This window comes from Sungkyunkwania multivorans, assembly GCF_042675645.1.
Classification (GTDB): Bacteria; Bacteroidota; Bacteroidia; order Flavobacteriales; family Flavobacteriaceae; genus Sungkyunkwania; species Sungkyunkwania multivorans.
Window position 1 is genome coordinate 781,695 of record NZ_JBHTJH010000004.1, and the last position, 16,816, is coordinate 798,510.

Consider the following 16,816-nt stretch of genomic DNA (forward strand, 5'->3'; position numbering starts at 1 on the left):
GATAGGCTGTTTGTTGTTTTTTGAATACGTGATGAGCAATAAATATAAACCGTTTGTTGCGCGGTCGCGTTAAGGATTGTAGCGGATACCCCGCAGGACCGAGGATTCGGGACGAGGAGTATGAGCGAAAAGCCTGCCCTGTCTTGTGAAAGACAGGGAACGCCCAAAACTTATTCATTTAAGAGATTCCCACAATTATAACAGTGCTTGGCATTGTCCTTATGATGCTCGCTCAAACAATGCGGGCATGCCTGGGTGTTGGTGTCAATATTTTTCTTGGCGCTAGCGTATTCTGCCGAGACGATCCCTGTTGGTACAGCGATGATACCGTATCCCAATATCATGATCACCGTGGCCAACAGCTGCCCAAGCGTGGTAGCTGGAGCAATATCGCCATAGCCAACGGTCGTTAGGGTTACGATACACCAATAAATACTTCGAGGAATACTGGTGAAACCACTTTCGTCACTTTCTATAAGATACATGAGGGTTCCGAAGATCACCGACATGATGAGCATTCCAAACAGAAAGACCGATATCTTTCTCCTGCTTGCTTTTAGGGCATTGAGCAGCTGATTGCTTTCTCCAATATAACGCGCCAGTTTTAAGATCCTAAAGACACGCATCAGTCGGAAGGCCCTTACGGCAATGAGGACTTGGGATCCTGCGATGAAATAGGAGAGGTAGAGTGGGATGGTCGAAAGAAGGTCGATGATGCCATAGAAACTAAAGATATATCTTTTTGGTTTCTTTACTGAAATGATCCTGGCGATATATTCGATGCTGAAAAAAATGGTAATGACCCATTCGGCGGCCAGTAAGAATTGGTGGTGTTGCCGATCAAATGACTTCACACTTTCCAGCATCACCAAGATGATACTAGCAATGATAAGTATGAGAAGAATGATGTCGAAGATCTTTCCTGCATTGGTGTCCGCCTCATAGATGATCTCGTGAAGGCGATGTTTCCAGTTGGTATTTGGTTTGTTGTCTTGCAAAGTCGTTTTTGGTATCTTCTAAGTTAACTATGTTTTTTCTTTAATACAATAGGCTTGCCATTCTGCAGGTCGATGGCTTTTTTAAAGAGTTGTTTTAATTCGAAATATTGAGCTGGTGTGTAGGTGCTTTTCCTGATGGTCAAATTATAACTCATTGCGACCTTGTGATCTGTCTTTTGAATCTTAAATAAAAGAATGGCACTATTGTCTGGCAACCTTAAACCGATTTCCTCGGGCAGTTCTGCAATCTCCCATTGAGGATCGATATTGAGACTTATCTGTTGTCTATACGAATTGGGATATCCAAAATCCACCGGATAGTTTCGCTCGTCCAAGGTAAAGGGGTTCTTTTCAAGCGTTTTTGTGACGAAAGGAAAAATAAAAAGGGTATTCACATCTGGTTTGGTAGGCTCCAAGACAAAATGGAAGGTTTCTTTGAGCAGTGCTTCCCGATTATCTAGATCTACATGCTCGTAGTTTTCTATAGTGAGTTGAGGATTGTCATCTTCTATCTTAGACAGATATCCGTCAATATCGATCTTATTCAACGTTTTACGCTTGTCATAAGCTGCATATTTGCTCTTGCTGAGCCTCATTTTGCCACTGACCTTTCCCTCACTATCGATATCAAGGTTTATGGCAGTAAGATGCGTAGAATGTTCTTTGACCTTGATGTCTTTCCAGAAGCTTCCTTTTTTTAGGTCCATGATACGGGCATAGCCGTTCAATGCCTTAAAGGGTAAGGTTCCAAAAGGAAGGCCTTTATCTGTAATGTCTAAAAAAAACGCTTTCCCATCTATTTCGAGCCACACGACCAGATAGTTGAATTCGGTCAACACTGGAAATAGTTTGCTAGGAACCCCATGGTCGCGAGTTGATAAGAGGGCAAAGTGTGCGTCGAAATCGGCAGCCTTTAGAACATTTAAAAGCACCAGATTCAATTCTGCAATGTTTCCCGACTTTTCTTGCCATGCTCGTTTGGCATTGACATCTTTGAAAATATTATATCTCTTATTCCAGACAAGCTCTTTTTGAAGGTGATAGTAGATCTCTTTTGCCTTTTCCAAGGTGTTGGGACCGGCCAGTAACTCCGATGGTACTTCACGTTTAAAGTATCCTTCGCGCCGAGATTCGGAACCGATCTCTTCGTCCGTTTTTATTTCTCTGTCCACATCGTCCCAAGTTTTTGAGTACTTCTCCTTTGTTCCGTCAAAGCGTTCGACTTCCTTCAATTCGTATTCGATATGAGAAATGAAATTTTCCTTCGAGGTCATATGCTCCTCTTCTTTAAATGCTGGAATGTCCTTCATAACATATTTTTCTACGGCACAGCCAGCATAGCCCACGCCCGAAAATTGGTAGCAGTTTTCCTTTACCTTGCTTTGGTGGTCGTCCAACTTGAGGCTCCCTACAAGTTTTATATTGTATTTGTAGTTTGCGGGAATGGACGTATTGAATTCGCTATAAATTTTGGGAATGTCTTCTTGAAAATACCACGATGTGAAGTTGAAGAAATAAGCGGAGCGCGTTTTGAAATAATAATCGATGATACTGCCTTCTTGTACGTTGGGAACGGTAAAACGTGCCACACTCCAGCGGTCATTTTCTGCTGTGGTGTAGACCTCATTCTTTTTTAGGGCGGTTCGTTGAAGTGTTTCCGGGTCGATGGCTACCGCTCTTGCCTCGATGAGCTTGTCGTTGAACCTGTTGCCAGTATAAAGAGGGATCTCCACATTGGCATGTTCACTCCCAGACTTCTTCAATATTTTGATGCGTACCACATATTCCTCAAAAAGAAAAGTGAGACCGCCATTGCCCTTCTCAATGGAGGATTTACCCCACTCATACAACACGACGGCATTGGCCGTAGAATCTTTTGCGTATGTTTTAAATGCTCGGTGCTCCTCTGTAGGCAGACCAAATTTGAATTGATCCGTATCTTGTGCAAATCCCATTTGTAGGCACATGAGCAGGCCTATACACTTCAATGCTCTCATGAATGTTCAAGCGTTTAATTCTATAATTTTTAAAACTTTTCTTTTGCGCAAATAGGCCTGAATCAAATGACGTACATCAGCGTTATTGGCCATCGGAGTGATGATGGACCTCAATACAGAAAGGTTGTTCACCTGATGGTTGAGGCTTACAAAACCATATCCCTTGTATTCGCCGTTTTGAATGAGGATGGCGCTGCGCTCATCGATATCCCGACCTTTGTCCAAAATTACAATGTCCTTGCTTTGAAAACTGTATTGCTGTAGAACCCTTTCTACTCTGACATTATATTTTTCCACCGGCTCTTCATTGATGCAGGCACCATAGCATTCATCCATATCATATAGCAAACACTGTGCTTCCGACCGATGAAGACCAGTAAGTTTTTGGCAAAGTCCATGCTCTTCCGTGATTTTGAACAAGGTCTTTTTTGCCTCATTGTAATGTTTGAAGGTCGTCAGATACTGAATTTCTTTCCGTGCGCGCTCTACTTGAAGCTGGGTGTATCCTGTACCATTCATAAAGGCACGTAATCCGTAGTTGAAAATGTTGCTTTTTCGAGTGTGATTGTATCTAGGTTGATTTTGTCTTATCTCCTCTTGTTCCTTTAAAAGGGCGATAAGTTCATTACCGGTCTTTTCGAAACTCACGGCATGAACCTCCAATTGTATCTTCTTGGCCTTTTGAGAATTGCCTGTAAAATGCTGGTTGATGGTCTTTCTTATGTTCTTACTTTTTCCAATATAGATGATCTCCCCATCTTCCCTATGAATATAATATACGCCTGTCTCTGATGGAAGGCCATCCAAAATATTCAATAATCTCGTTGAGAGCTTTGTTGGGATATCGGATTTTATAGTATTCTGAATGATCTCCTTCTTGGTGTCTTTGGCCATCAACATTTTAAAGAGCTGCACGGTTGCTAAGGCATCACCATTGGCACGATGCCGATCACTCATCGGAATTCCCAAAGCGCGGACCAGTTTTCCTAGTTTGTAGGATTCTTGCTCGGGCATCAATTTTTGTGAAAGTTCTACGGTGCAAAGACTTTTACGCTCATAATCGAAGCCCAACCTTCTAAATTCGGTACGAAGAATACGATAGTCGAAACTAGAATTGTGAGCAACCAGAATGCATCCTTCTGTGATCTCTACGATGCGTTTGGCCACTTCATAGAATTTTGGGGCATTACGAAGCATCTTGTTGTTGATGCCTGTAAGGTTGACCACAAAGGGTTGTATCGGTTTTTCGGGATTGACCAAAGAGATGAACTGGTCTACCACTTGATGCCCATCGAATTTATAAATGGCGATCTCTGTAATGCCTTCTTCATCAAAGGCACCTCCAGTAGTTTCTATGTCTAATATGGCGTACAAACTTGAGTCTTCGTTGTGAGTTGCTCATCGCAGGATGTGGTTGGTCTGCGATAACAACTTTTGTAAAGTGAATTTAATCGATCTAATAATTTCTCGCTCCAAATATACTACTTCCAATTCTAACCATGGTACTCCCACATTGGATCGCTATTTGGTAGTCGCCGCTCATCCCCATGGATAAAGTCGATAGGTCGCAGTTTGCAGTATTCATTTCTTGTAAGTTATCATACAATGCTTTCAGAAAAAGAAATTCCTTTTTTATCTGTTCTTGATCATCGGTAAAAGTCGCCATTCCCATAAGGCCAACCACCTTGATGTTTTGTAGCATTGCAAAATCTACAGAACCTAGCAACATATTGACTTCTTCTTCGTCCATCCCAAATTTGGTATCTTCCGTTGCAATATGTATCTGTAGCAGGCAATCGATCACACGCTTGTGCTTTTTGGCCTGTTTGTCTATTTCTTTCAATAGCTTCAAACTATCAACACCATGGATCAGCGAAACGAACTCGGCCATATATTTCACCTTGTTGCGCTGTAGGTGGCCTATCATATGCCATTGGATATCTTTGGGCATCTCTTCCCATTTGGCAACCATTTCTTGCACCTTGTTTTCTCCGAAAACCCGATGTCCTGCATCATAAGCCTGCATCAATGTACTTACAGGTTTGGTCTTAGAGACCGCTACCAGGGTCACATTCTCTGGTAATGTGGATTTAATTTTTTGGAGATTCGTTGCTATACTCATGGATTTCTGAATCTAAACTTTTTAAACTATTGAATGTTATTTGTACAATGATACACATAACCTAGAGTTTGAACCCTAGGAACTTATGGTGGTAAGCCAAAATCACTTAATGGATCCAAACCTTAGGGCTAATCGGTCTAAACCCGAGAATAGTAATTATTTAGCTAATATCAAAATTCATAGATCGTTAGACCGCTTCGCATTTTAGGTTCGATATAGGTGCTTTTTGGTGGCATGGTAAGACCTTCATCGGCAATGGCCTTGATCTCTTCTACCGACAGCGGCATCATGCCAAAGCCAACGGCGAAATCACCTTCGTCGATCTGCTGTTTCATCTGCAATAGATTATTCTTGCCGTAGCCGTATTTTATCCTTCGATCATTTTTAAGGTCACTGATTCCCAGAATTGGTTCCAGGATGGTCTTGTAGAGAATTTGTGTGTCCAATTCGCTCAGCGCATCTGTAAATTTATAAACCGTTTTTCTAAGATACAGGGAATAGTATTCGCCATCTAGATACATGCTGAAGTGATGTTTTTTTGAAGGTTTGTACAACTCCAATCCTCTGTTCTCTATGCGAAACCATTTATCGAGCTTAAAGAGGAATTGCTCTTTGCTAAGACCATTTAGGTCTTTCACCATCCTATTGAACTCGTAGATCCTCAGCTCTGACTCGGGGATCAAGAAACTCATAAAAAAATTGTATGCCTCCTTTCCGGTATGGTCGGGATTTTCAGCCTTTAAAGTTTCGGCCAGCAAATAGGAGGAGGCGGTTCTATGATGACCATCGGCGATGTAGAAATTAGGGATCTGTTCAAACTCGTACTGTAATATACTGATGATATCTATATCGGTAATGGGCCAGAGTGCGTGTGTAACCCTGTCTTGTGTCGTAAACTCGTAATCTGGAATGACAGCGGTAACCTTATCGATGGTTTCTTTAATGGTCGCCTTATCAGGATAGGTGAGGAGCACTGGCTCTGCATTGAAGCCGACAGTTTTGAGGTAGTCTTTAAACAACTCTTCGCGCCTTTGCATGGTGTCCTCATGCTTTTTTATCTTATCTTGAGCGTAATCGTCGGCACTTGCCCCAGCAATGATGCCACAAAACGAATTGTTTCTGGTGGTCATCCTATATACATACAAGGCAGGATCCTTATCCTTTACATAGATGCCATCTTCCTTAAATTCCAGATAGCGATTTTTCACTAGTTGGAAGCGCTGCACGCCAGTGACCTCTTTATGATAGCGATACCCAGGATTGATCACATGCAAGAACGTATATGGATTGAATTCGAGCTTGGACTCGAGCTCTCCATCCGAGTAGTCTTCATAAGAACGGGAGGCCACTAGATTGGCAAAGGCACGTGGTGCGCGGATCGCTTTAAAAGGTTGAATCTTTGGCATAAATGTTCAGTTTGCAGTTGTCAGTTCCCAGTGGTCAGTCAGCTGTTTGAAGTTGTAATGAACAACCGGCTCGATGATGACTCAAGAAAATTGTTTAGCCACTATTTCGGCTTTTTTACTTTCGGAATAATCATAAAAACCTTCACCGCTCTTTACCCCAAATTTTCCCGCCATTACCATATTCACCAATAATGGACAAGGTGCATATTTTGGATTTTTGAATCCTTCGTACATCACATTCAATATTGAAAGGCACACATCAAGACCTATAAAATCTGCCAATTGCAAGGGCCCCATGGGATGTGCCATCCCTAATTTCATCACGGTGTCGATCTCGCTGACTCCCGCCACCCCATTGTATAGGGTCTCTATAGATTCATTGATCATCGGCATAAGGATGCGATTGGCGACAAAACCGGGATAATCGTTCACTTCAACAGGAACTTTGTTCAATTTCTTGGAAAGCTCCATAATGGTACTGGTCACTTCGTCGCTGGTATTGTATCCTCTGATGATCTCTACCAATTTCATGATGGGCACGGGATTCATAAAATGCATCCCGATCACCAATTCGGGTCGAGAGGTGACTGCCCCTATCTGCGTGATGGAAATGGAAGACGTATTGGTTGCCAAGATGGTATCGGGCGCGCAAACTTCATCCAGTTGCTTGAATATCTTTAGTTTTAAATCAACATTTTCTGTAGCAGCTTCCACAACTAAGCTTGCGTATTCAACGCCATCCTTGACATTTGTATAGGTCGAAATGTTGTCTAGCGTAGTTTTTTTATCAGTCTCTGATATCTTTTCCTTGGCGACCATCCGGTCGAGATTCTTAGTGATCGTGGCCAATCCTTTTTTCAGAGCTTCCTCCGAAATATCGATCAATTGTACCTTATATCCAAATTGTGCGAATGTATGGGCGATTCCGTTACCCATGGTACCAGCACCGATTACTGCGATGTTTTTCATTGAATTAATATTTGTATTTTCATTCCTGCGTAGGCAGGAATCTATTATTTCTTTCGAACCCGGTAGCTGACAGCCGAGTGCGATAATGTTAATTTTCTTATTCTAAAGTCGATCAGAAACAAGCGATCACCTTTTTGGCGACTCTAAGTGCCTCGGTCGCCTGCTCGAGGGTCACGATTGGTTCGGTGTCATTATTGATGGCGTCGGCAAAGGTTTCCAGCTCGTCCAAGATGGCGTTGTTAGGTGCTACGTTCGGATTGTCAAAGTAGATCTGCTTCTTCACACCTTCGGCATTCTGTAAGATAAGCGCAAACTCATCTGGGGCCTTTGGAGCATCTTTCATCTTTACCACTTCGGCCTTCTTTTCTAGAAAGTCTACAGAAATATATGCATCGCGCTGGAAAAAACGTGACTTACGCATATTCTTCATAGAGATCCGACTTGCGGTAAGATTGGCCACGCAGCCATTCTCGAATTCTAAACGTGCATTGGCGATATCGGGTGTTTCGCTGATGACCGATACGCCACTGGCATTGATATGCTTTACTTTGGAATGCACCACGCTTAAGATCGCATCGATATCATGGATCATTAGGTCCAAAACCACAGGAACATCCGTTCCTCTAGGATTGAACTCTGCCAAGCGATGGGTCTCGATAAACATAGGATTGTCTAATTTGTCCTTCACAGCGGTAAAGGCCGGGTTGAAACGCTCTACATGCCCTACTTGCCCTTTTACCTTGTACTCTTTTGCCAGAGAAATGATATTTTCGGCTTCGGCAACGGTGTTGGCAATTGGTTTCTCTATAAAGACATGTTTCCCCGCCTTGATGGTCTTCTGCGCACAATCGAAATGCGAAAGGGTAGGAGTAACAATGTCTATAACATCAACGGCATCAATTAACTCATCTATACTTCCGAAAAGCTTATAACCATATTCTTTGGCAATTTTCTTGGCATTTTTGGTATCTGGGTCAAAAAAGCCAACCAGTTCGTATTTATCGGATTGCTGAAGCAGTCGAAGATGAATTTTACCAAGGTGACCAGCACCAAGAACACCAGCTTTTAGCATAGGATCTGTGTTTTCAACAAAAATAAAATTAATATGCGATAGTTGCCTAATGAATTATCGTTTTCATCAGGCATATTTTGTGAACTTTACAAATTCTTAGCTACCAACCTCATTCAAATATTCGATTGGATCGAGAATGAACATTTTTTTCCACCCTTGAATGTCAGTGTCTATTTTCCAAAAATAGGGAAGTGGTGTGATGATGGAATAATGCAGATGTGGTGGTTTTCCTTTTGCATTGCCAGAATCTCCTACATCGCCAATGGTTGAATGATGATCTACATATTCAAAACTGGAGGCCGCGATAGTGTCGAGATGGGCAAAATAATGCAGTCGCCATTTTGGGCCAAGTATAAGAACGATGTTTCCGCCCATTTCAATGTTTCCTTGATACACCACAAATCCTTTAACAGAAGATTTGATGGTTGTTCCTTTTTCCGCAAAAATATCCACACCTTTATGGGTCACAGAACGACCCCAAGGATAATACCAAAAGGATTCTTGGTTAAAATCGTTTTGGGTAGCTCCTACTACAGGCATTTGAAAATGCTGTGGAATCATCATTCCGGTGAGCAATACGATCACGAGCGACCAAATAATCTTAAATCTTCGCCTGAGGGGAAACTTCTTCCATAACCACATTTTATCGTATTTGGTCATCGACGATCTTTCCATCGACCATCGTTAACTTTCTGTCGGCCATGTCTGCCAGCTCATTGTTATGAGTGACGATCACAAAGGTCTGCCCAAATTTGTCGCGCAGATCGAAGAATAATTGATGGAGATTCTCTGCGGAGGTGGAATCGAGGTTCCCACTAGGTTCATCCGCAAAGATGATGCTGGGTTGATTCATCAAGGCACGAGCGACCGCAACGCGTTGCTGTTCACCGCCCGAAAGTTCATTGGGCTTATGGTGGTAGCGATTGGAAAGACCGAGGAAATCGAGCAATTCCTTGGCACGCTTCTCTGCTGCAACCTTCTCTGTTCTTTTGATATAGGCCGGTATACAGACATTTTCTAAAGCCGTAAATTCTGGGAGCAATTGATGGAACTGAAAGATAAAGCCGATGTGCTCATTTCTGAAATTGGCCAGCGCTTTTTCTGAGAGTGCACCAATATTTTGTCCGTTGATCTGCAAAGAACTGAGGTCGCTATTGTTGCCTGGTTTGTCCAATGTTCCCAAGATTTGAAGCAGGGTCGTCTTCCCAGCACCGGACGCTCCGACAATGGAAACCACTTCGCCTTTTTTTATAGAGAGGTCGACGCCTTTTAAAACTTCGAGGTCACCAAAGGATTTGTGTATGTTCTTTGCTTCGATCATTACCAAAGTTCACCTACCTCCTGTTTAATGTAACTCAATGCTGCCGATGAGGGTGCAGGCCTTTCCAAAAGGTCGCTTAAGATGGTTTCACGAAGTTTGTCTGCCGAATCAACCTCCTCATTCCTATTGCTCTTTCTAATGAGTTGAATGGTGGCATTCTTGGCCGCGTTGATGATATTCCAACACTCATCGCTGATATATATCTGCTGGGCCAGATTGTGGTCGAATTCGTTTTCTATATGCCGAACCAACAATTGTTCATATTCTTCCTTATCCGAATTTGGAGGAGAGACACGTAGGAGTAATTTTGCCGGGGCAATACGTTCTAAAAACAGTGCCATGCGTTCGTAAGCTTGCAGACGTAGCGGTAAGGCATTCTTTTGCGCCTCTTTATGGATCAAAAAACGTCTTCGCCCTTCTTCATTTTTGGTATGCCCTCTAAAAAAATATAGGGCGATCAATCCAGTAACGATGGCGGGTAATAAATAGAGGAGGAGTTCTACAACGCGTTCTTCATTCATGTTTTCGATATTTTCTTTCTAAAAAGTGAGATGAAAAAATTGATCACAACGATCAACGGTGCTAAAATAAACAAATTCGGTTGACAGTGCTCAGTTTTCAGTTGACAGATTTACTGTTTGTAGCCTCTAAAGGTTTGCCTCCCAAAAACTCGCAATCCTTCAACCTTTGCATGCTTTCGAATCTCACAGGTGCCTTATTATAAAGATAGGTTCGCGAAAGTGTCTGTGTCAGGTTGCGATCTCCGATACTTACATCTACATCTTCCATGGTGAATTGACATGGATGCTCATAACCACAGGCATGGGATATTTCTAACAGTTCCTTTTTGAACGTATTGAAATATTGCGCTAACCTGTCGGATTTCAATGGAATATCGATGCCTTTTTGAAGCCATTTGCTTTGCGTGGCTACGCCGCTAGGACAACGGTTGGTATGGCATATTTGTGCTTGAATGCAACCGATGCTCATCATCGCCTCTCTGGCAACATTGATGCAATCTGCACCCATGGCAAAGGCCATGGCGCCTTTTGCTGGGAACCCTAGCTTTCCACTAGCGATAAAAACGATCCGGTCTGTAAGGTCCAACTCCTTGAAGATGCGATACACATCTGCAAAGCCATATACCAAGGGAAGCGATACATGATCCGCAAAGCTGGGAGGAGCCGCACCAGTACCACCTTCACCACCATCAATAGTAATAAAATCTGGTCCTCTATTGGTATCTTTCATGATGTTGGCCAACTCTTTCCATTGGTCCAACTTTCCGATTGCAGCTTTGATGCCAACTGGAAGTCCTGTTTCCTCAGCAATAGCTTCAACAAAATCAACCAACTCTGGGACGGTGCTAAAAGCCGTATGCGCGGAAGGGGATAGGACGTCCTTGCCAACTTCTACACCGCGTATCTCTGCAATTTCCCTACTGATCTTCTTTCCTGGAAGGACACCTCCTTTTCCTGGTTTAGCGCCTTGGGATAACTTTACTTCGATAGCCTTGATAAATGGGTTGGCTTGGATCAAGGCCTTCATCTTTTCCATGGAGAAGTTGCCATCTGTCCCACGAACACCAAAATAGCCTGTCCCAAAGTGAAACACCACATCGGCTCCGTGGCTGTGATAGGGAGAGAGGCCCCCTTCACCAGTATTGTGAAAGGCATGCGCCTTCAATGCACCTTTATTCAATGATTCGATCGCTCTTGCAGAAAGGGAACCAAAGCTCATGGCCGAAATATTGATGACCGATCTTGGACGATACGGCTTTTTACGTTTATTATAAGCCCCCATCACCTTGGCGCATGGCAGAAAGTGCTTGTCTTCCTTGTTGGGATGTCCGTCTTTTAATTTATACGGAATCATCGCATTATTTATAAAGATGTGCTGATGCGAATAGATATCCTGATCGGTACCAAAGCCTTCGTAATTATTTTCTTTTTTGGCCGAAGCATAGATCCAACCGCGTTCGATACGGTTAAAAGGTAATTCCTCACGATTGTTAGCTACCAGATACTGCCGCAGCTCCGGTCCAATACCTTCTAGCATGTATCTGATGTGTCCGACGATAGGAAAGTTATGCGAAATGGTATGCGCACGTTGAAAAAAGATATCACGAATGGCAATAACGGCTAAAACGATAAGGATCCATGCCCACCATGGTATAGAGGAAATAAAGGATAGCATTTGTGCCATATGTTCTTCTTTTTAATTATCCGTCTCGTAACCAGCAGGACGTTTCCATCTCACGGGAGGTGCTGGTTCTGGTTTTGGTTTGAATTCTTTGGTTTTCAGAAGATCTAATGCTACTTGAATCGCTCTCTCCAACTGTGGGTCTTTTCCTTGCAATACCTGTTTTGGATCTTGGATCACTTGGATATCTGGTGACACGCCTTCACCTTCTACCGCCCATCGACCGTCAAGGTCATAAAATCCCCCGCGAGGTGCTACCATACGCCCTCCATCGATAAATCGTGGCGTATCCCAAGTTCCTACTAGGCCTCCCCAAGTACGTGTTCCAATCAAAGGGCCTATCTTCTGTTGCTTGAACATATAAGGTAGGAGGTCGCCTCCAGATCCTGCACGCTCATTGATGAGCATTACTTTAGGGCCAAAGATACCGGCCATCGGAGTAGTCCAAGGTGTATTGTCATTTGCCTTACTATTGAAGTAACCAAAAGGTTCACGTTTTAAGATATCGATCATATAATCGGCAGCAGAACCACCGCCATTGTTACGCTCATCGATCACGACTCCTTTTTTATCCTGTTGTGAAAAATAATATCGATTGAATGAGGTAAAACCACCACCTCCGGTATTGGGAACATATACATAGGCCAATTTTCCGCCTGAGAGCTGATTTACTTTACGTCGATTGTCCTCTATCCAATTGACCGTTCGAAGGTCTCGCTCACTGGCGACTGGTTTAACCAAGATATCCTTTCCATCGCTTTTATTGGCCGTCTTGCTCACTGTGATATAAATCTCGCGATCGGCGGTCTGTTCCAATAATTGAAACGGATTGGCTTTTTCTGTGAGGTCTTTTCCATTAATAGCCAGCAGGTAATCACCTTCTTTTATGTCAATTCCTGGCAAGGCCAAAGGCGCTCTTGTATCGGGGTTATAGGTCTCCCCAGTATATATTTTAGTGATTTTATATCGGCCGTTTTCCAACTTTAGATCGGCACCCAAGAGCCCAACGGGCACTCTTTCTATATCAGGCATATCGCCTCCAGAAACATACGAATGCCCAATGGCGACCTCCCCGCTCATAATATCTACTACATAATTTAGATCGGTGCGATGCCTCACATGTTTTATCCATGGGTTGTACCATTCGTACACCTTATCCCAAGGGGCACCATGAACATTGTCTACGTAAAGGAAGTCTCGCATATACCGCCACCCTTCTTTGAAGATCTGATGGTATTCTGCCTGTGGGTCTATTTTTATTCGAAGATCGATGTTTATTTTGTCCTCACTCGCATCGGGCTTGCCATCTGTTTTACTTATCATCCAATTGGAGCCTTTTCTTAGCAATATGCTTTTGCGGTCGTGGGATGTGACCATCTCATTGATGCCTTCTGCAAAATCTTCCGCTTTTTGTTCGTCGATCTTATAGCGATGTACCTTGAGACTCTCTTCATTTGGTATGAGCTCGGCGATGAATACTTCATTCTCTTTGGAAGCTGCCAAGGCCAGATAATTGCGCAATGGTAAGTCCATCGGTACGATGCGGTCATAGATACCTTCCTTGTCGATTCGAACCACTATCGTTTTAGCTTCTTCATCTTCATCTTTATCTTTCTTCTTCTTCTTCTTTTTTATCTCTTCTTTCCCTTTTCCCTTTTCCTCCTTGCTTTCCTCATCAGATTCAGGCAAGTTCGGTGCCTTATCTTTATTTGATAATACGATAGCATATAAGCCTCTATCAGTCGTTGGATCGTAAGAGCTCATATCCAACCAGCCAGAGTTTAATCCATAATCTGTACTGACCAGCGTATATAGATACTTCCCTGTTGCATCCCAAACTGGGGTTATGGCATCGGCCAGAGGATGTGTAAGCTGAATGGTGGCCTTCGTGTCGACGTTATATGCAAAGATCGCCTTGAAATGACTCTTTTGCTGTTTCGCATAGGCGATCCATTTGCTGTCGGGCGACCATTTAGGATTCATGGCTCGATTTGGGTGCGCGAAATTATCTGTGGCCACGATCGTTGCCTTTTTGGTATCCACATTAACGATCCAAATATTGTAATGTGTGTCTGTAAAGGCAATATGCTTACCATCAGGGGACCAGTCTGGTTCAAAGTAGAATGTTGGGTCTGGAATGGAGATGGTCTTCTTTTTCTGGCCATATTGGTCGGCAATGATCAATTGGTATTCGCCACTCACATCGCTAAACCATGCAATGGCATCGCCTTTTGGAGACCAAACCGGAGCTCTATCTGCAACGCCAGGTGTATTGGTGATATTTCGCCAGGTCCCTTTTTCCTTGGGGACGCTAAAAATTTCACCACGATGTTCGAACAAAGCGCGCTTGCCATGTGGTGATATTTTGGCATTTTGCAATTGCGAACCCTTTACTTCCTCCCATCTCGGTCTTGAAAAGTTGAGATCTGCATTTACCGCAATATTCAACTGTTGGGACATACCCGTCTTTGGATTGATCGTTTTTAAGTAGCCTCCGTGTTCATAGACGATGAGCTCATCATCGGCGTCTAGGCTCTTTACATCAAATTTTTTGTGAAAGGTGATCTGTTTTTCTTGCTTCGTAGCTGGGTTGTATGACCATATGTTACTGGTATAATCGCGTTCAGATAAAAAATATACGACCCCATCGAGCCATATGGGATCTAAATGCCTTTCCTTATCTGCCTGATCAGTGGTTTGTAATTCTTTGGTCTCCATATTCACGATCCAAATGGGCATGGCCTGTCCGCCTCGGTAATTGCGCCATTCGGCATCCCAGGACGTTATCGGGGTGTAGGCAACATATTTTCCATCATTGGATATCTCTCCATAGGCGGCCCTTGGAATATCTAGGGAAGTAGGGTAGGATTCATTAATTCCGATAGTGTAAAACTTATTGGTCTGTGTCGGCCTTGATTCTCTACTGGAACGAAAAAGCACTTTACCATCTGGGGTCCAGCCTTGTACCAGATCGGCCGAAGGATGATAGGTAAGTCGCTTTGGTTCTCCTCCTTGGGCAGGAATGACAAATACATCAAAATTGCCATCATATTGTGCAGTGAAGGCGATCATTTTGCCATCGTTTGAAAAATGCGGATTCAATTCAAATCCATCATCACTGGTCAATCTAATAGCGTTTCCGCCAGTGGCTGAGACCTTCCATAGGTCGTTGGCATAAACAAAGACGACACTGTTCTTGTGAATGGTGGGTTGCCTAAGCAGTTGTGTGCCTTGTGAAAAGCCTAGAACTGATACAAGCATTAGTGGTAAGAGATACTTCATAATTTGGCTGGTTAATTGATTATTGTTTCTTTTAGGGGGATCTACGTTCAATACGTCACCATCCTTATTTTCATAAAAAGCTAGTTGATCATTCTCCAAGATAGTCCAGTGTCATTTGAACGAAGGCTTTGACACCCAATAACATTCCGCTTTCATCGATATAGAAATCAGGTGTGTGGTGTGGAGCGGCTTCATCTGCGGGAACATCGATGGGTTTTCCTCCTAGAAAGAAGTAAAATCCTGGAACCTCTTTTTGAAAGAACGAGAAATCCTCTGCTCCTGTAATGGCCTTTATAAGATGAACATTTTCAGTTCCCGCCACCTTTCTTAGTGAAGGAAGCATCTGTGCCGTTAATATAGGATCGTTGTAGGTGATGGGATATCCTTTAGCAATATCGATCGTGGCCTCTGCGCGATAGGCTTTTGCAATGGCCGGCACCATTTCTTTCATACGTTGATTGATCTGTGCTTGCATGCCATAATCCAACGTGCGCAATGTACCTACGATGTGTGCTTCTTCGGGAATGATATTGCTGCGAACTCCAGAAGAAATCTTTCCGATAGAGAGTACCACCGCTTCTTTGGTCAATTCCATTTCCCGACTTACCAATGTTTGCAGTCCGTCAATGATCTTTACCGAAGCCATTATCGGGTCCACGCTAGCCCATGGACGCGACCCATGACTTTGCTTTCCCTTCACATGTATTTCAAAGCTTTGAGATGCTGCCATGGTGCCACCAGGTTTGTAAGAAATAGAACCAACATTTTGCCCCGCGCCGATGTGGAGTCCAAAGATGGCATCGACCTTTGGATTTTCTAAGACACCTTCTTTGACCATCAACTCTGCACCGCCTTCTTCTCCTGGAGGTGCTCCCTCTTCGGCAGGTTGAAAAATAAACTTGATGGTACCAGCGAAATCATTGTTTTTGGCAAATAATTCAGCAACGGCCATCAAGATGGCAATGTGGGTATCATGCCCACAAGCATGCATCACTCCAGTCTTAACACCTCTAAATTCGGTGGTCACCTCCGATTTGAATGGAACATCGGTACGTTCGGTAACCGGTAGGGCGTCGATATCTGCTCTAAGTGCTAACGTCTTGCCTGGTCTTTTTCCCTTTAAAAGGCCTACCACACCTGTTTTTGCAACACCTGTTTGTACCTCCAACCCTAATTTCTTTAAGTGCTGTTCAATTTTTTTTGCGGTATTGAATTCTCTATTGGACAACTCTGGATGTTCGTGAAAATAGCGACGCCATTCGATGATTTTGTTTTCTATATCTGCTATTTGCTTTTCATATCCTTGTTGAGCATAAACTCCAAGAGTGGTTAGTATGGTAAATAGTGCTACGAGTTTGGTTTTCATATTGTCGTTTTTGTTTTAAAAGAACCTATCCGTTGTTCATTAGTGAATTTACCATTTTGAATTATAGGATTCATAAACGAC

At 43.2% G+C, this 16,816-nt stretch carries 13 protein-coding genes; all 13 read right to left on the reverse strand.

Translation table 11 applies throughout. The annotated features are described in order from the left end of the window. Positions 1 to 170: 170 nt before the first annotated feature. A complete protein-coding gene (locus ACFQ1M_RS06375; protein ID WP_386405572.1) occupies positions 171 to 998 on the reverse strand; it encodes an ion transporter in 828 nt (275 codons plus the stop codon). 23 nt (positions 999 to 1,021) lie between these two features. Then, positions 1,022 to 2,995: a hypothetical protein gene (locus ACFQ1M_RS06380; protein ID WP_386405575.1), complete on the reverse strand. Its 1,974-nt coding sequence runs from the start codon at positions 2,993 to 2,995 to the stop codon at positions 1,022 to 1,024. Between the two features lie 6 nt (positions 2,996 to 3,001). Further along, complete coding sequence (locus ACFQ1M_RS06385) at positions 3,002 to 4,369, reverse strand: exonuclease domain-containing protein (protein ID WP_386405578.1); 1,368 nt, start codon at positions 4,367 to 4,369, stop codon at positions 3,002 to 3,004. An 82-nt stretch (positions 4,370 to 4,451) separates the two neighbouring features. Further along, positions 4,452 to 5,117 carry a YggS family pyridoxal phosphate-dependent enzyme gene (locus tag ACFQ1M_RS06390; RefSeq protein ID WP_386405581.1) on the reverse strand — a complete coding sequence of 222 codons (666 nt, stop codon included), beginning with the start codon at positions 5,115 to 5,117 and terminating at the stop codon, positions 4,452 to 4,454. A gap of 170 nt (positions 5,118 to 5,287) precedes the next feature. Continuing rightward, positions 5,288 to 6,523 carry a DUF1015 domain-containing protein gene (locus ACFQ1M_RS06395; RefSeq protein WP_386405584.1) on the reverse strand — a complete coding sequence of 412 codons (1,236 nt, stop codon included), beginning with the start codon at positions 6,521 to 6,523 and terminating at the stop codon, positions 5,288 to 5,290. A gap of 81 nt (positions 6,524 to 6,604) precedes the next feature. Further along, on the reverse strand, positions 6,605 to 7,492 hold the full coding sequence (locus ACFQ1M_RS06400; protein WP_386405587.1) for a 3-hydroxybutyryl-CoA dehydrogenase: 888 nt from the start codon (positions 7,490 to 7,492) through the stop codon (positions 6,605 to 6,607). Between the two features lie 112 nt (positions 7,493 to 7,604). Continuing rightward, positions 7,605 to 8,564 carry a Gfo/Idh/MocA family protein gene (locus tag ACFQ1M_RS06405; protein ID WP_386405590.1) on the reverse strand — a complete coding sequence of 320 codons (960 nt, stop codon included), beginning with the start codon at positions 8,562 to 8,564 and terminating at the stop codon, positions 7,605 to 7,607. Positions 8,565 to 8,660: 96 nt separating this feature from the next. Beyond that, positions 8,661 to 9,239: a M23 family metallopeptidase gene (locus ACFQ1M_RS06410; RefSeq protein WP_386405592.1), complete on the reverse strand. Its 579-nt coding sequence runs from the start codon at positions 9,237 to 9,239 to the stop codon at positions 8,661 to 8,663. Next, positions 9,208 to 9,885 carry an ABC transporter ATP-binding protein gene (locus tag ACFQ1M_RS06415; protein ID WP_386405595.1) on the reverse strand — a complete coding sequence of 226 codons (678 nt, stop codon included), beginning with the start codon at positions 9,883 to 9,885 and terminating at the stop codon, positions 9,208 to 9,210. Before ACFQ1M_RS06415 ends, ACFQ1M_RS06410 begins: the two co-directional genes overlap by 32 nt. After that, complete coding sequence (locus ACFQ1M_RS06420; protein ID WP_386405598.1) at positions 9,885 to 10,406, reverse strand: DUF7935 family protein; 522 nt, start codon at positions 10,404 to 10,406, stop codon at positions 9,885 to 9,887. Before ACFQ1M_RS06420 ends, ACFQ1M_RS06415 begins: the two co-directional genes overlap by 1 nt. A gap of 97 nt (positions 10,407 to 10,503) precedes the next feature. After that, positions 10,504 to 12,090, reverse strand: coding sequence for an FMN-binding glutamate synthase family protein (locus ACFQ1M_RS06425; RefSeq protein ID WP_386405601.1), 1,587 nt, complete (start codon positions 12,088 to 12,090; stop codon positions 10,504 to 10,506). A 12-nt stretch (positions 12,091 to 12,102) separates the two neighbouring features. After that, entirely contained in the window at positions 12,103 to 15,369 is a 3,267-nt protein-coding gene (locus tag ACFQ1M_RS06430; RefSeq protein WP_386405604.1) for a S41 family peptidase, read from the reverse strand. A gap of 88 nt (positions 15,370 to 15,457) precedes the next feature. After that, entirely contained in the window at positions 15,458 to 16,735 is a 1,278-nt protein-coding gene (locus ACFQ1M_RS06435) for an amidohydrolase (RefSeq protein WP_386405607.1), read from the reverse strand. Positions 16,736 to 16,816 lie beyond the last annotated feature (81 nt).

Bases quoted from the DNA above. Each gene is read 5' to 3' on its own strand.
- ACFQ1M_RS06380 (WP_386405575.1), bottom strand. From the start codon at position 2,995: ATGAGAGCATTGAAGTGTATAGGCCTGCTCATGTGCCTACAAATGGGA.
- ACFQ1M_RS06390 (WP_386405581.1), bottom strand. From the start codon at position 5,117: ATGAGTATAGCAACGAATCTCCAAAAAATTAAATCCACATTACCAGAG.
- ACFQ1M_RS06395 (WP_386405584.1), bottom strand. From the start codon at position 6,523: ATGCCAAAGATTCAACCTTTTAAAGCGATCCGCGCACCACGTGCCTTT.
- ACFQ1M_RS06400 (WP_386405587.1), bottom strand. From the start codon at position 7,492: ATGAAAAACATCGCAGTAATCGGTGCTGGTACCATGGGTAACGGAATC.
- ACFQ1M_RS06405 (WP_386405590.1), bottom strand. From the start codon at position 8,564: ATGCTAAAAGCTGGTGTTCTTGGTGCTGGTCACCTTGGTAAAATTCAT.
- ACFQ1M_RS06410 (WP_386405592.1), bottom strand. From the start codon at position 9,239: ATGGAAAGATCGTCGATGACCAAATACGATAAAATGTGGTTATGGAAG.
- ACFQ1M_RS06415 (WP_386405595.1), bottom strand. From the start codon at position 9,885: ATGATCGAAGCAAAGAACATACACAAATCCTTTGGTGACCTCGAAGTT.
- ACFQ1M_RS06420 (WP_386405598.1), bottom strand. From the start codon at position 10,406: ATGAATGAAGAACGCGTTGTAGAACTCCTCCTCTATTTATTACCCGCC.
- ACFQ1M_RS06425 (WP_386405601.1), bottom strand. From the start codon at position 12,090: ATGGCACAAATGCTATCCTTTATTTCCTCTATACCATGGTGGGCATGG.
- ACFQ1M_RS06430 (WP_386405604.1), bottom strand. From the start codon at position 15,369: ATGAAGTATCTCTTACCACTAATGCTTGTATCAGTTCTAGGCTTTTCA.
- ACFQ1M_RS06435 (WP_386405607.1), bottom strand. From the start codon at position 16,735: ATGAAAACCAAACTCGTAGCACTATTTACCATACTAACCACTCTTGGA.